Source organism: Allosphingosinicella deserti, assembly GCF_003012735.1.
Lineage (GTDB): Bacteria > Pseudomonadota > Alphaproteobacteria > Sphingomonadales > Sphingomonadaceae > Allosphingosinicella > Allosphingosinicella deserti.
Window position 1 is genome coordinate 446061 of record NZ_PXYI01000001.1, and the last position, 14345, is coordinate 460405.

Genomic DNA, 14345 nt, shown 5'->3' on the forward strand with positions numbered 1-14345 from the left:
AGCCGTCGCGCGGGCAAGCGTCTAGCGCCCGAGCGCGCGACCGATCTCGTAGAAGTCCTCGACCCAGAGGGCGCCGCGGAAATCGCGAGGCACGTCACCGAGCTGGTCCGCGCGCGCGATGCCGACGATCCTGCCGTTTCGGCTTGCCTGGACCATGATCAGCCGGCTGTTCACATCGGCCATCCGCTTCTGGAAGCGGTTGGGCCAGCCCCAGATCGTCCATTGGCGATCGATGGGGATCAAGATCGTCGTATTGCGGCAGCTGGCCGGCACGTAGCCGGTCCAGCCGACCTTCAGATAGTCGCCGAGACAGGCGCTCCCCGTGTGCCCGTCGAAGGTCCAGGCGGCGGGAGCGAGCGCCTTCATGCGTGCCAGGATCGGGGGTGGACCGTGAAAGGCGTATCGGGCATCGATCGGCATGCCGGCACGGCGGAAGGCTGCGACCAGCAGATCGGCGTCCCGCGGATCGCTGCCGGCGAAGCGGAAGACCAGCTTGGCCTGAGGGACTTCGCGCAGCACTTCTTCGACCGTCGGCATGCCGCCGACGCCGCGGCCGCGAAGAGGGAAGGTGCGGCCGCCGTCGGCCGTGTAGCCATAGCCGATGTCGAGGGTCTTGAGCGCAGCGAGCGGCTGCGCGCGGACCGGGCCCTTGCCGTTGGTGCGGCAATCGAGCCTCGGATCCCCGAAGGCCACCATCTGCCCGTCGGCCGTCGGCTGCACATCCAGCTCCACCGCCGCCCCCATGCGCGTGGCCTTGAACAGCGAGGGAAGGCTGTTCTCGATATACTTATTGTCTTCATTGGAGCGAATGCGGGCCGCCGTGCAGCCGTCCTCGGGACCGTCGGCAAGCGGTTGGGCGAGGCCGTGATGGGCAATCAGGGTGAGGCGGTTGCGCGGGGTAGGCGCGATCCACGAGGCGTTGATCAGCGAAACGGCGACGGCGAAGACGGCAATGCCTCCGCCGACCCAGCGGGAAACCCTCATCCGAGGCGCCGCTTGGCCTCTGCGCAGTCCTCGTCCATCTGCGCCATCAGCGCGTCCAGGCTGTCGAACTTGGCTTCCTGTCGGAGGAAGGAGACGAACTCGACCTCGAGCCGTTGGCCGTACAGATCTCCGCTGAAATCGAAGAAAAAGGGTTCGAGCAATTCCTTCGGAGGATCGAAGGTCGGGCGGACGCCGATATTGGCGGCGCCGTTCAGCACGCGGCCGTCCTCCAGCCGTCCGCGCACGGCATAGATTCCAAAGCGCGGTCGAAGATAGGTGCCGAGCGCGAGATTCGCGGTGGGGTAGCCCAGTGTGCGGCCGCGTTTGTCGCCATGCTCGACGACGCCTTCGATCGCGAATGGTCGGGTGAGCAATTGGGTCGCAGTCTCGCAGTCACCGGCCTGCAGCGCCTCGCGGATCCGGCTCGACGAGACCGGTTCGCCATCCTCGACAATCGGGCCGACGGCATCGACGGAGAAGCCGAGTTCGGCGCCGAAGCTCTGCAGCACCGAAACGTTGCCGCCGCGCGCCCGGCCGAAGGTGAAGTCCTCGCCGGTGACCACGCCGGCGGCGCCGATCAGCCCGAGCAGGCGATCGCGGACGAAGCCTTCGGCCGTGGTGGCGGCGAGACCATCGTCGAACGAGAAGACGATCATCGCGTCGGCGCCGGCCGCTTCGAACAGGCGCTGGCGCTGGTCGAGCGTGGTCAGCCGGAAGGGCAGTGCATCGGGCTTGAAGTGCCGCACCGGGTGCGGATCGAAAGTCGCGACCAGCACCGGGCGCCCTTCGGCACGGCCGCGCGCAACGGCGCGGCCGACCACCGCCTGGTGACCCTCGTGAAATCCATCGAAATTGCCGAGCGCGACGATACCCCCGCGAAGCGCTTGCGGAACCGCCGAGCCGCCGTCCAGCCGCTCCATGCGCCGGCTATAGGAAAAGGCTGCGCCTCTGCCTAGCCGCGGACCAGCCGAACGAAGCTGAACCCCGGAAGACCGTCCGCGGCGTCATGCTCCTCTCGCGAGACTTCCCGCCACCGCGCGCGATCGAGCGGCGCCATCACGGTGTCGCCCTCCGCCGCCATGTGGATTTGGGTCAGCTCGGCCGCGGTCGCAACCGGCTCGAACAAGGCGATGATCTCGGCGCCGCCGATGACGGAAATCGGCGTGTCTCCCGCAGCGGCAAGCGCGCTCCCGACGTCGTGCGCCACCTCCGCGCCGTCGGCGTACCACGCCGGATCGCGGGTGAGCACAATGTGCCGTCGCCCGGGAAGCAATCCCGGCAGGCTGTCGAATGTCTTGCGGCCCATGATCATCGCGGTGCCGCGCGTGACCTGCTTGAAATGCTTGAGTTCGGCCGGGATGTGCCAGGGGAGCGTGCCGTCCTTGCCGATCACGCCATTGTCGGCGCGGGCGACGACGAGCGTGATCTCCCGGCTCACACCGCGACCTCGCCCTTGATATGCGGATGCGGATCGTAGCCGGTGATTTCGAAATCCTCGTACGCGTAGGCATCGATCGCGTCGGGCTTGCGCGTGATCGTGAGGGTCGGCAGCGGCCGAGGCTCGCGGGTCAGTTGCAGTCGGGCCTGATCGAGATGGTTGGAGTAAAGGTGGCAATCGCCCCCCGTCCAGACGAACACGCCGGGCTCGAGCCCGCATTGCTGGGCGAGCATGTGGGTGAGGAGCGCGTAACTGGCGATGTTGAACGGGACGCCCAAGAACACGTCGGCGCTGCGCTGGTAGAGCTGGAGGTTGAGCCGGCCGTTCGCGACCTGGGTCTGGAACAGGCAGTGGCAGGGGGCAAGCGCCATTCGACCGAGCTCGGCCGGGTTCCACGCGGAGACGATCTGGCGGCGTGACGCGGGATCCTTGCGGATCAGGGCGATCAGCTCGGCGATCTGATCGACATGCTGGCCATTCGGGCCTTCCCAATCGCGCCATTGCTTGCCGTAGACAGGGCCAAGGTCGCCATTCTCGTCCGCCCATTCATCCCAGATGCGCACGCGATTCTCGGTCAGCCAGCCGATATTGGTCTCGCCGCGCAAGAACCAAAGCAATTCGATGATGATCGACCGCAAGTGCAGCTTCTTGGTGGTGACGAGCGGAAAGCCTTCGGAGAGATCGAACCGCATCTGGTGGCCGAACACGGCAAGCGTGCCGGTGCCGGTGCGATCCTCCTGCTTGACGCCTTCGTCGAGGATTCGGGAGAGGAGCTGAAGATAGGGATTCATGGCGTCTGTATGGCGGTGCGGACGCAGGTTGGGAAGGTGGTGGGGATCGGCTAGCGTGGCACAATGGACGCTCCGGTGATCGCCACGGCCGATGATGCCGCCAAACTGCTCCGGCCCCGTTTTGACGCGCTTGCAGGCGAACGGATCGTCGTCCTGCACCTCGGGGCCGACCGCGGGCTGCTCGGCACCAGCGAATATCCGGGCAGTATCGACCAGGCCGATTTGCCGCTCCGGGCGATCATCGGCGCGGCGCTGGAGCGTGATGCGCGGGGGATGATCGTCGCCCACAATCACCCGAGCGGCGCGGCTCGGCCAAGCGAGGAGGATGTCGCCGCGACCGCACTGCTCGTGCGTATCGCGAAGGCGCTGGATATCCGCGTGTACGATCATTTGATCTTTGCGGGCGATTCGTGGGCGAGTTTTCGCGGACTCGGGCTTTTGTAGAATCGCCTCAGCCGGCCGGGCAGACCGGGATTTCGTCCGGCTGCGGGCGCTTCTGCCTGGGTTCGAACTGGGCGAAATAGCTTTCGGTATCGGCCAGGCGCTCGAACCGGGTCAGCTCGAAGCCGAGGGAGGCGAATTCGCAGATCAGCAGGCGCGGCGGCGTGCCGTGACGATCGGTGCCGCGGTCGGCGTCGACGACGACGACCCTGCCGCCCGGCTTCACGTCGTCGCGAATGTGCCAGAGGAATTCGAGGGGCGACTCGATCTCGTGATACATGTGGATCATCAGGATCCGGTCGAACGAGCGTTCGGGCAGCTTGGGATCATTGGGCTCACCGGTCTTCACCGCGACATTGTCGAGATTCTCGCGCTGGACGCGGCGCGCCAAGCCTTCGATCGTCTTGGGCACGATGTCCTGCGCGAGCACGCGGCCGTCCTTGCCGACGAGCGGCGCAAGGCGGACGGTGTAATAGCCTTCGCCGGCGCCGATGTCGGCGACCGACATCCCGGCGCGAATGTCGGCGAGCTTCATCACCGTGTCGGCCTCACCAATGCGGTCGCGCGCATCCTCGTTCGAGAAGCGGGGCGAGACGATCGGCGAGACCGGCCGCTGTGGCTTGGGGAATATCGGCTGCGGCGGCTGTTTTTCGCAGCCGGCAAGGAGGAGGGCGGCGGTCGCGAGCAGAGCGGGAGCGCCCGCTGGGCACAGCCGCCGGATCCCGGATGACCATCGCCGAGGGCGGTCCACCCCTGCCTCCATCAAGGGCAGGGCCTTTGCAGAGGAGGGGGGGAGGCGGGGTGTCTTAATCGACATCTTCCACGTCGACTTTTTCGCCCGTGACTCGCTGCGACAAGGCCGCGGCCATGAAGCGATCGAGATCGCCGTCGAGCACGTCCGAAGGCGCGGTGGAGGTCACGCCCGTGCGCAGATCCTTTACCAACTGGTAGGGCTGAAGGACGTAGGAGCGGATCTGGTGGCCCCAGCCGATGTCGGTCTTGGTCGCGTTGGTCGCGTTGGCTTCCGCTTCGCGCTTCTGCAGCTCGGCCTCATAGAGGCGGGCGCGCAACTGGCTGAATGCCTCCGCGCGGTTCTTGTGCTGCGAACGCTGGGCCTGGCTCTGGACGACGATGCCGGTCGGCAAGTGGGTGATGCGAACGGCCGAATCGGTTGTGTTGATGTGCTGGCCGCCGGCGCCCGAGGCCCGGAAGGTGTCGATCCTCAGCTCGCTTTCGTTGATCTCGATCTCGATATTGTCGTCGACGACCGGATAGACCCACACCGAGGCGAAGCTGGTGTGGCGCCGCGCCGAGCTGTCATAGGGGCTGATCCGGACGAGGCGGTGCACGCCGCTCTCCGTCTTGGCATAGCCGTAGGCGTTCTCACCCTTGACCAGCAGGGTCGCGGACTTGATCCCGGCCTGCTCGCCGGCATGATAATCGATCAGCTCGACCTTCATGCCGTGGCGCTCGGCCCAGCGCGTGTACATGCGCTGGAGCATGCCCGCCCAATCGTTGCTTTCGGTGCCGCCGGCGCCGGAATTGATCTCGACATAGGTGTCGTTGGCGTCCGCCTCGCCGGCGAGCAGGGCCTTGACCTTGTCCTGCTCGGAGCGCTCGGCGAGCTGCGCGAGCGACGCGATCGCATCGTCGACGAGGCCGCTGTCGTTTTCCGCCTCGGCCATCTCGATCAGCTCGATCGTGTCGTCCAGCTCCTTCTCGATGCCGCGGGTGGCGCCGATCGCCTCGTCGAGGCGGCGGCGCTCACGCATCACATCCTGCGCGAGCTTGGGGTCGTTCCACAGGCTCTGATCCTCGACGCGGGCATTGAGCTCGTCGAGGCGTGCCAGCGCGCGGTCCCAGTCGAGGAACCGGCGGAGGAGGGCGAGGGCCGACCGAATTTGGTCGACATGGGCTTGCGCTTCGGCGCGCATCGGAATTCTCCAATCACTTCATCATCGCCGCGCAGTCACGCAGCAGCGGCCTCATGGCCGAGGGGTCAGGACCGGCCCTAGTAAATGCCGCCCTGATTTGACAAGAACTCGCTGGTCGAAGGCGTCTTCGTCTGCGGGCGGGGTGCCGCGGCGCGGCGCGCAGGGCGTGCGGCCGGCGCGGTGGCGGCAAGCGGCCCGCCGGTGCCGTAACGCTGGACGGTGCGGCGGGGCTCGCTCTCCGGCTTGAACGCCTCCCAGATCACCGCCGCCTTCGGTTCATCGGTCGGCCATTCGCCGAACACCTTGCGGCCCGAGCGGCGATCGATCCTCACCATGCGAATCCCGGCCGGCGCGCGGAAAGGCACCGGCGGCACGTCCTTGAAGGCGACCTGGGCGAATTGCTTGAAGATCGGCGCGGCGAGGGTGCCGCCCTGCGCATAGCCGCCCATCGGCCGCGGATTGTCGAAGCCCATGTAGATGCCGGAGACGATGTCGGGCGAGCCGCCGATGAACCAGACGTTGGTCGGCCCGCTGGTCGTTCCGGTCTTGCCGAACAAGGGACGGCCGAGATCGCGCAGCACCTGGGCGGTGCCGCGCTGGACGACGCCTTCGAGGATGTGGACCATCTGATAGGCGGTCATCGGGTCCATCAGCTGCTTGGTGCGAAGCGGCGGGCGCGGCATCGGCTTGCCGTTCCAATCGGGCGCGAGGCAGCCCTCGCACGGCCGGGTGTCGGCCCGGAAGATGACCTTGCCGTTGCGGTCCTGGACATAGTCGATGACGCTCGGCGTTACCTGCTTGCCGTTGTTGGCGAGGATGGCGAAGGCGTTGGTCATCTTCAGCACGGTGGTGTCGCCGGCGCCGAGCGCGATCGACAGATAGTTCGGGAATTCGCCAACTCCGAGGATGCGGGCGAGGCGGGTGACCTTGTCCATGCCGGTCTGGTTCGCGGTGCGCACCGTCATCAGGTTGCGCGACTGTTCGATTCCCCAGCGCATGGTCTGCGGTCCGGCATTGCCGCCGGAAAAGTTGCGGAAGCATTTCTGGCCGAGCCCGGCACCCTGCCAGACGCAGAAGGGACCGTCGATGACGATCGAGGCCGGGGTCATCCCGTTGTCGAGGGCGGCCGAATAGACGATCGGCTTGAAGGTCGAACCCGGCTGGCGCTGCGCCTGCACCGCCCGGTTGAAATCGTCGCCCTTGGCGTCGAAGCCGCCGTGCATCGCCAGGATGCGGCCGGTCGCGACTTCCTCGACCACCATGCCGCCGCGGACCTCGGGGATGGACCGAAGCGTGTAACCGGTGCCCTCCTTCTTGACGACGATCACCATGCCGGGGCGGAAGAAGTTGAACGCTGCGGTCGCGGTGCCGCGCTTGGGCATCGATGCCGCGGAGGCGGGAAGGCTTGCCTGCGTGCCGTCTGCGAAGCCGATCGTCGCGCTGCCGCCGGCCTTGTCGAGCACGACTGCGGCCCGCCAGTCCTCGTAGCCGACTCCGATCGGGGCGCGTGCCAGCTGCGCCGCCCAATTCTCGCCGATGTCGACCGACAGCCCGGGATCGCGCCAGCCCTTGCCGCGATCGTAGCGGACGAGGCCGTCGCGAAGCGCCGTCTCGGCCGCCTTCTGCTTGGGAACGTCGAGCGAGGTGCGGACCCAGAGGCCGCCGGTATAGACGCCGTTCGGCCCTTTCTCGGTCTCGCTGCCGTAGCGTTCCATCAACTGGCGGCGGACTTCCTCCATGAAATAGCCGCCGAAATTGCGCACCGTGTTGCGCGCGAACTGGACGGTGCCGAGCGGCTCCGCCTGCGCGGCCGCGCGCTCGGCCGCCGAGATCTTGCCGTTGCGCTCCATCTCGCCGAGCACCCAGTTGCGGCGCTCCAGCGCACGTTCCCGATTGCGCCTCGGATCGTAATTGCTCGGCGCCTTGGGCAGAATGGCGAGATAGGCCGCCTCGTGCAAAGCCAGATCGGTGACGTCCTTGTCGAAATAGGCGCGGGCCGCCGCCTGCACGCCATAAGCGTTCCGGCCGAGGAAGATCTGGTTGAGATACAATTCCAGGATCTGCTGCTTGGTCAGCACGCTTTCGATGCGGCGGGCGAGGAACGCCTCCTTGATCTTGCGGGTGACGGAATATTCGTCGCCGAGCAGCAGATTCTTGGCGACCTGCTGGGTGATCGTCGATCCGCCGCGGGCGCGGGCGCCGCTGCCGACCTTCGAGACATAGTCGCCGACCGCGCCGACCAGACCCGGATAGTCGATGCCGCCGTGGCTGAAGAAGGTCTTGTCTTCGGCCGAGGTGAAGGCATCGATGAGCCGCTGCGGAAATTCATCGTAGCTGAGTTCGATCCGCCGTTCGCGGGCAAACGTCTGGACCGGCTCGCCGTTGATGTCGCGAACGTTGGTCGGCAGCGGCGGCTGATAGGTCAGCAGCGATTCGGCCGACGGCAGATCGCGGGCGAAGAGCAGCCACAATAGGCAGTAGAGCAGGACCGGAATCACGGCGACAAAGGTGAGTCTCCTCACCCAGCGCCGACCCCAGAGGTTGCGGAAAAAACCTCCGAAGCGCGCGCCTGCGTCGCGGTGGAGGGTGAAGCGGGTGGAGGTTTCGGCGGTCATGTTCGGAACTCGCCCTAGCCGATCATGCCGCGGGGGTGAAGCATGTCAGCGCCCGGCGGTTTCGATCGTCCGGCGAGCGAAGTGGGTTTCGATCGCGCTCTTCATGCCGAGCGCGATCTGCTTCTGCCCTTCCGGCGAGTGGATGTAGGAGACGTCGGTGGCGTTGGTCAGATAGCCGGTCTCGAACAGAATGGACGGCACATCCGGCGCCTTCAGCACGATCAGCGAGGCGAACCGATGGTAATCCGGCCGGAACGGGAAGTAGGCCGAGGCCTCGCGGCGAAGCAGAGCGGCGAAGCGGGCGGAGACGTTCATGCTGTCGCGCTGGGCGAGATCGATGAGGATGCGATTGACGCCGGCATCCTCGACCAGAGGCGCGCCGCCGATCCGGTCCGCCTCGTTCTGCTCCTGGGCGAGCAACGCCGCCTGGCGGTCGGACGCGACCTCGGACAAGGTATAGATGGTTGCCCCGCGCGCGCCGTCGTTGCTCGGCGCCGCGTCCGCATGGATCGAAATGAAGAGGCTCGCCCCCATTCGGCGGGCGATCTCGTAGCGATCGCCCAGGATGATGAAGCGATCGTCCTCGCGGGTGAGGGCGATGCGGACTCGGCCGCCGGCTGCCACGGCATCGCGGATGGCCCGGGCGACGGCAAGGGTGACGTCCTTTTCGCGGCGGCCGCCGAACGGCGAGGTTGCGCCGGGGTCGCGCCCGCCGTGGCCGGGATCGAGCACCACCAGCGGCCGCTTCGGATCCTTCGAGCCGTAGATCGTCGGCAGCGGCCCGGACGGCGGCGGAGTCCCCGCCTGGTCGAGGGGGATCGTCACCCCCTCGCTCTGCGAGGATTCGCCGCCGCCGCCGGTGAGCGCCGCCATCAGCGCCGAGAGGAAGGCCAGGAAGAAGGACATGGGCGTATCTGCCGTGCCGGATTGCCGCCGGTCCAGCGAAAATCACGGTCTGACCGGTTGAAGCTGAACAAGTGAGATGCTAGCAGTCAATTTCGGCACAATGTTGAAGTGCGCCAATGCCCTTCTCATCTCGCCGAGAGTTCTCGCGCCGGCGCTGTGCGCGCCGGACACCAAGGTTGACGCTGCATGAGCTTATTTTCCTCCAACTGGCTACGCCCCCTCAGGGGTACCGGCGTGGCGTTGGAGGCTGCGGGGCCGGCGATGACGACGCCCCAGGCACGAGCAGCAGACACGGACAGACTGTTTTCAACCCGGACACAGAAAGCGTGCGCCCGATCGGCGCCGCCTTCGTCCATATTCGAACGCGCGTGTCGCGACGCCCCCAAGGCTGCGGCGCGCGCGTGGAGTGACATCAATGACAATGCGCATGTTGATCGACGCGCGCCACCACGAGGAAACCCGGGTGGCCGTCGTCAAGGGAAACCGGATCGAGGAATTTGATTTCGAATCCTCGGAGCACAAGCAGCTCAAGGGGAATATCTATCTCGCCAAGGTGACCAGGGTCGAGCCGTCGCTGCAGGCGGCGTTCGTCGACTATGGCGGGAACCGCCACGGCTTCCTCGCTTTCAGCGAGATCCATCCCGATTATTACCAGATCCCGAGGGAAGACAGGGAAGCCCTGCTTCGCGAGGAAGCGGAGCATGCCGCCGAGGAAGAGCGCCTTCGCGCCGCCGAGGACAGCCGCTACGAATCCGACGAAGACGATGACGGCTTCGAAGAGGATGCCGGTCCGATCGAGGAGATCGGTGCGGACGAAGGCGAAGGCGACCACGACGAATCCGAGCATTCCGACGAGGTTCCGGCGGCCCGTCCGGAAAATGCCAGCGGCACCGAGGAAAGCGCCGCCGACGAGCTTCGCAAGAAGCGCCAGGCGCTTCGCCGCCGCTACAAGATCCAGGACGTGATCCGCCGCCGGCAGGTGCTGCTGGTTCAGGTCGTCAAGGAAGAGCGCGGCAACAAGGGCGCGGCGCTCACCACCTATCTTTCGCTGGCCGGCCGCTACTGCGTGCTGATGCCGAACACGAGCCACGGCGGTGGCATCAGCCGCAAGATCTCGAACGGCGCCGACCGCAAGCGCCTTAAGCAGATCATGTCCGATCTCGCTCTGCCGACGTCGATGGGCCTGATCGTCCGCACCGCCGGCCTGTCGCGCACCAAGACCGAGATCAAGCGCGACTTCGATTATCTCGCGCGCTTGTGGGACGAGATCCGCGAGCGAACGCTGCAAAGCGCGGCGCCGGCGCTGATCTACGGCGACAGCGACCTGGTGAAGCGGGCGATCCGCGACATCTACAATCGCGACATCGACGAGGTCATCGTCGAGGGCGAGGACGGCTATCGGGCCGCGCGCTCGTTCATGAAATTGCTGATGCCGAGCCACGTCAAGAAGGTGCGCGGCTACTCCGATCCGGTGCCGCTGTTCCAGCGCTTCGGAGTCGAGGACCAGCTTGCCGCCATGTACCAGCCGGTCGTGCAGCTGAAGTCCGGCGGCTATCTGGTCATCAATCCGACCGAGGCACTGGTCTCGATCGACATCAACTCGGGGCGGTCGACCCGCGAGCACAATATCGAGCAGACCGCCTACGCCACCAACATCGAGGCGGCGCACGAGATCGCGCGCCAGCTGCGGCTGCGCGACATGGCGGGCCTGGTCGTCATTGATTTCATCGACATGGAATCGAACGGCCATATCCGGAAGGTCGAGAAGACGATGAAGGAGGCGCTGAAGAACGATCGCGCCCGCATCCAGGTCGGCCGGATCTCGTCCTTCGGGCTGATGGAGATGAGCCGCCAGCGGCTGCGCACCGGCGTGCTCGAAGCTTCCACCAAGCCGTGCCAGCATTGCGAAGGCACCGGCCTCATGCGCACGGCGTCGTCCGCCGGCCTGTCGGCGTTGCGCATGATCGAGGACGAAGCGGCCCGCGGCCGCGGCAGCCGCATCGTGCTTCGTGCCGGCCGTGAAGCCGCAATCTATGTCCTGAACCGCAAGCGCGGCGAGATCGCCGAGGTCGAGGATCGTTACGGCGTCATCGTCGAGGTGCTGATCGAGGAGGGCCTCGAAGGCGCCCGCATGGTCGTCGAGTCGATGGGCCCGCCGCCGATCGCCCGTCCGCGCTTCGAGCCGATCGCTCCGCCGGTCTACGACGAAGACGACGAGGATCTTCCCGAGGAGGAAGAGGAGATCGAGGAAGAGGAGGCCGAGGAAGAGGCCGCCGAGGAAGAGCCGCGCGAGCAGCGGCGCGAGCGCCCGGAGCGCGGCGAGCGCGACGAAGGCGGCGAGCGTGGCCGCAAGCGCCGGCGCCGGCGCGGGCGTCGCGGTGGCCGTCGCAGGGAAGGCGAGGAAGGCCGCGAGGAGCATGGCGAGGGCGACCATGAGGATTCCGGCGAGGACGATGCGCAGCCTGCCGACTCCGAGGCGGTGACCGCCGAGGCTGCCGCGCCTGCCCAGGCCGAGGCCGAGCCCGCCGCGCAGCCGGACGTCGCGCCGGCCGCGGCCGAGGAGGCTCCGGCCGTCGAGGAGGCCCCCGTCGCCGAGGAGAAGCCGAAGACTCGCCGCCGCCCGCGTGCGCGCAAGAAGGCGGATGCGGACGCACCGGAAGCCGTGCCGTCCGACGCCGCTCCGGCGGACGCGATCGCCGCTGCGGCCGTGGTCGAGCCGGAAGCTCCGGCCGAAGCGGCTCCGGCCGCCGAGGAGGCACCTGCCAAGCCGAAGCGCCGCAGCCGTCGCAAGAAGACCGACGACGCTCAGCCCGCCGAGACCGCAGGCAAAGCAGCGGCAGCGCCGGCAGCGCCGGCGGCGGAGGCAACTCCCGCGGACACTGCGGACGCACCTGCGCCGGAGGCCGCCAACGATCGCGCCGATGCAGCCGCCGCCGACACCGGTGGCGAGTCCTCGCCGCCGCGCCGGGGCTGGTGGCAGCGTACCTTCGGCAACTGAGACCCAATTGATGAGCGCCTCGCATATTGCGGGGCGCTCATCTTCGGTTCAGCGCCCGAGCGATAGGTAACCGAAATGCCAGAAGCGCACCGCACCCGGCCACTTTACGGCCGAACCCTCGCTCGGCTGCTGATGCTGCTGATCCTCAGCTTTACCGCGATCGCGCAGCCCGCCGCCGCCCAGTCGATCCTCCGCGACGCCGAGACCGAAGCTCTGTTCCGCGACATGTCGCGGCCGCTGATCGCGGCGGCCGGGCTCCGGCCCGAGAACGTCCAGGTGGTGATGATCGGCGATCCGTCGATCAACGCCTTCGTCGCCGGCGGCCAGATCGTCTACATCCATTCGGGCCTGATCGCCGCCGCGGACAGCGCCAACGAAGTCCAGGGCGTCATCGCCCACGAGCTTGGCCACATCACCGGCGGCCACATCCTGCGCTTTCAGGAAGGCATCAAGACGGCAACGGGGATCATGATCCTGTCGCTGGTGCTTGGCGCTGCGGCGATGGCGGCGGGGGCAGGCGATGCCGGCGCCGGAATCCTGGCCGCCGGCCAGCAGGCCGCGATGGGCAAGTTCCTGGCGTTCACCAGAACGCAGGAATCCTCAGCCGATCAGGCCGGTGCGAGCTTCCTGACCAAAGCGGGGATCAGCGGCAAAGGTTCGCTGACCTTCTTCAAGAAGCTGCAGAATCAGGAATTCCGCTACGCCATCCCGCAGGAAGACAGCTATGCCCGCACCCACCCGCTGACCGGTGAGCGTATCCAGGCACTGGAACAGGTCTACAGCCACGATCCGGCGTGGGCGAAGCCGAGCGACCCGGCGCTCGAGGCTCGCTTCCAGCGGGTCAAGGCGAAGCTTGCCGGCTTTGTCGACGATCCTAAGCGGATCCTCGCGCTCTACCCGGAATATAACAAGACGGTGCAGGCGCGCTATGCGCGGGCTTATGCCTTTCACAAGACGGCCTTCCCGGAGAAGGCGCTCGGCGAGATCGACAGCCTGCTGCAGACCACGCCCGAGGATCCTTATTATCTGGAGCTGAGGGGGCAGGTACTGCTCGAATCCGGGCGTCCCGACGAGGCACTGGAATCGCTTCGGCGGGCGGTGCAGCGGGCTCCGAACGAGCCGCTGATCGCATCGTTGTTCGGCCACGCCCTGATCGCGACCGAGAAGCCGGACAATTTCGTGGAAGCGAAGAACGTGCTCAAATCGGCGATCAGCCGCGACAATTCGAATCCGTTCGCCTGGTACCAATTGGGCATCGTCTACGATCGCGAAGGCGATCACGGCCGCGCTGCCCTGGCCACCGCCGAACGCTACAATCTGGAAAACCAGCCGCGGCTTGCCTTGGCCAATGCCGAGCAGGCGTTGCATGCGATCCCGACCGGGACCATCGACTGGCTGCGTGCGCAGGACATCGCGATGGTCTCGCGCACCGCGGTTCAGACCGAGAAGAGGAAGGGAAGCGATGGCGTCAAGTGAGGGCGGGTTCGGCGGCCTGAAAGGCGGCCTGATCGCCGGCGTCATCGGCGTGCTGGTCGGCGGCGGCGCCGTCGCCTTGTGGGCGCAGGGGAGCGGCGAGGGCAGGGATCGGGTCGGGATCGAGAAGATCGTCCACGCTTATCTTCTCGAGCATCCCGAAGTGATCCCGGAAGCGATGGAGCGGCTTCAGGATCGCGAGGCGGCCAAGGCGGTGGATGCCAATCGCGCAGCCTATGAAACGCCGTTCGCCGGGGCCTGGGGAGGCGCGAAGGACGCCGACGTCACCCTGGTCGAATTCTTCGACTATAGCTGCGGCTACTGCCGCCGGAGCAATGCCGACGTGGAGCGGCTGCTTGGCGAAGACAAGAAATTGAAGGTCGTCTGGCGGGAATGGCCGGTGCTCGGGCCGGACAGCGAGAAAGCCGCGCAGGTCAGTCTCGCCGCCGCCAAGGCCGGCAAGTTCCACGAATATTTCGAGCGGCTCTACGCGCTCGGCCGGCCGACGGAGCGTTCGATCGAGCAGGCGGCGCGCGACGTCGGCCTGACGGCGGACATGGTCCAGCAGGTGATCGCGTCGGGCGAAGCCCGCGCCGAGCTCGCCAAGAACTACCAGCTCGCACAGGCGGTGCGCGGCAACGGCACGCCGGTGTTCATCGTCGGCGACGAGGTGCTCCACGGCGCCGTCGGCTATGACGCGCTGAAGGCTGCGATCGCGGAGGCGCGCAAGAGCTGAGGCCGATCGACCCCAGCCGGGAAACGGGC

12 protein-coding genes are annotated in these 14345 nt (G+C 67.0%); 4 read left to right on the forward strand and 8 right to left on the reverse strand.

The genetic code is table 11. The features are described from left to right. Nucleotides 1-21: 21 nt before the first annotated feature. The 4 genes from C7I55_RS02025 to C7I55_RS02040 are packed head-to-tail and all read right to left on the reverse strand — an operon-like array spanning nucleotide 22 to nucleotide 3213. Entirely contained in the window at nucleotides 22-984 is a 963-nt protein-coding gene (locus tag C7I55_RS02025; RefSeq protein WP_106511206.1) for a glycerophosphodiester phosphodiesterase family protein, read from the reverse strand. Further along, nucleotides 981-1904, reverse strand: coding sequence for a bifunctional riboflavin kinase/FAD synthetase (locus C7I55_RS02030; RefSeq protein ID WP_106511207.1), 924 nt, complete (start codon nucleotides 1902-1904; stop codon nucleotides 981-983). The genes C7I55_RS02025 and C7I55_RS02030 overlap by 4 nt, the downstream gene beginning before the upstream one ends. Nucleotides 1905-1936: 32 nt before the next feature. Next, complete coding sequence (locus tag C7I55_RS02035) at nucleotides 1937-2422, reverse strand: dihydrofolate reductase (protein ID WP_106511208.1); 486 nt, start codon at nucleotides 2420-2422, stop codon at nucleotides 1937-1939. Beyond that, nucleotides 2419-3213 carry a thymidylate synthase gene (locus tag C7I55_RS02040; protein ID WP_106511209.1) on the reverse strand — a complete coding sequence of 265 codons (795 nt, stop codon included), beginning with the start codon at nucleotides 3211-3213 and terminating at the stop codon, nucleotides 2419-2421. The genes C7I55_RS02035 and C7I55_RS02040 overlap by 4 nt, the downstream gene beginning before the upstream one ends. A gap of 75 nt (nucleotides 3214-3288) precedes the next feature. Between C7I55_RS02040 and C7I55_RS02045 the strand changes: the two genes are divergently transcribed. Next, nucleotides 3289-3657 (forward strand): JAB domain-containing protein, encoded by a 369-nt coding sequence (locus C7I55_RS02045; protein ID WP_158266245.1) that lies wholly within the window; start codon nucleotides 3289-3291, stop codon nucleotides 3655-3657. Nucleotides 3658-3664: 7 nt separating this feature from the next. Here the strand turns inward: C7I55_RS02045 and C7I55_RS02050 are convergent, their stop codons facing one another. The 4 genes from C7I55_RS02050 to C7I55_RS02065 all read right to left on the reverse strand — a co-directional run bounded on the left by C7I55_RS02050 (nucleotide 3665) and on the right by C7I55_RS02065 (nucleotide 9109). Next, nucleotides 3665-4417 carry a class I SAM-dependent methyltransferase gene (locus C7I55_RS02050; protein WP_106511211.1) on the reverse strand — a complete coding sequence of 251 codons (753 nt, stop codon included), beginning with the start codon at nucleotides 4415-4417 and terminating at the stop codon, nucleotides 3665-3667. Nucleotides 4418-4460: 43 nt separating this feature from the next. Next, nucleotides 4461-5588, reverse strand: coding sequence for a peptide chain release factor 2 (gene prfB, locus C7I55_RS02055; protein ID WP_106511212.1), 1128 nt, complete (start codon nucleotides 5586-5588; stop codon nucleotides 4461-4463). A gap of 77 nt (nucleotides 5589-5665) precedes the next feature. Next, nucleotides 5666-8203, reverse strand: coding sequence for a penicillin-binding protein 1A (locus tag C7I55_RS02060; RefSeq protein ID WP_106511213.1), 2538 nt, complete (start codon nucleotides 8201-8203; stop codon nucleotides 5666-5668). 45 nt (nucleotides 8204-8248) lie between these two features. Next, a complete protein-coding gene (locus C7I55_RS02065) occupies nucleotides 8249-9109 on the reverse strand; it encodes an N-acetylmuramoyl-L-alanine amidase family protein (protein ID WP_106511214.1) in 861 nt (286 codons plus the stop codon). 415 nt (nucleotides 9110-9524) lie between these two features. Between C7I55_RS02065 and C7I55_RS02070 the strand changes: the two genes are divergently transcribed. From C7I55_RS02070 to C7I55_RS02080, 3 genes are all read left to right on the forward strand, one after another. After that, the gene (locus tag C7I55_RS02070) at nucleotides 9525-12107 is read left to right on the forward strand and encodes an Rne/Rng family ribonuclease (protein WP_233221996.1); all 2583 of its coding nucleotides are present in this window, start codon (nucleotides 9525-9527) and stop codon (nucleotides 12105-12107) included. A gap of 75 nt (nucleotides 12108-12182) precedes the next feature. Then, nucleotides 12183-13583 (forward strand): M48 family metalloprotease, encoded by a 1401-nt coding sequence (locus tag C7I55_RS02075; protein WP_199192680.1) that lies wholly within the window; start codon nucleotides 12183-12185, stop codon nucleotides 13581-13583. Beyond that, nucleotides 13570-14316 carry a DsbA family protein gene (locus C7I55_RS02080; protein ID WP_233221997.1) on the forward strand — a complete coding sequence of 249 codons (747 nt, stop codon included), beginning with the start codon at nucleotides 13570-13572 and terminating at the stop codon, nucleotides 14314-14316. Before C7I55_RS02075 ends, C7I55_RS02080 begins: the two co-directional genes overlap by 14 nt. The last annotated feature ends 29 nt before the right edge of the window (nucleotides 14317-14345 follow it).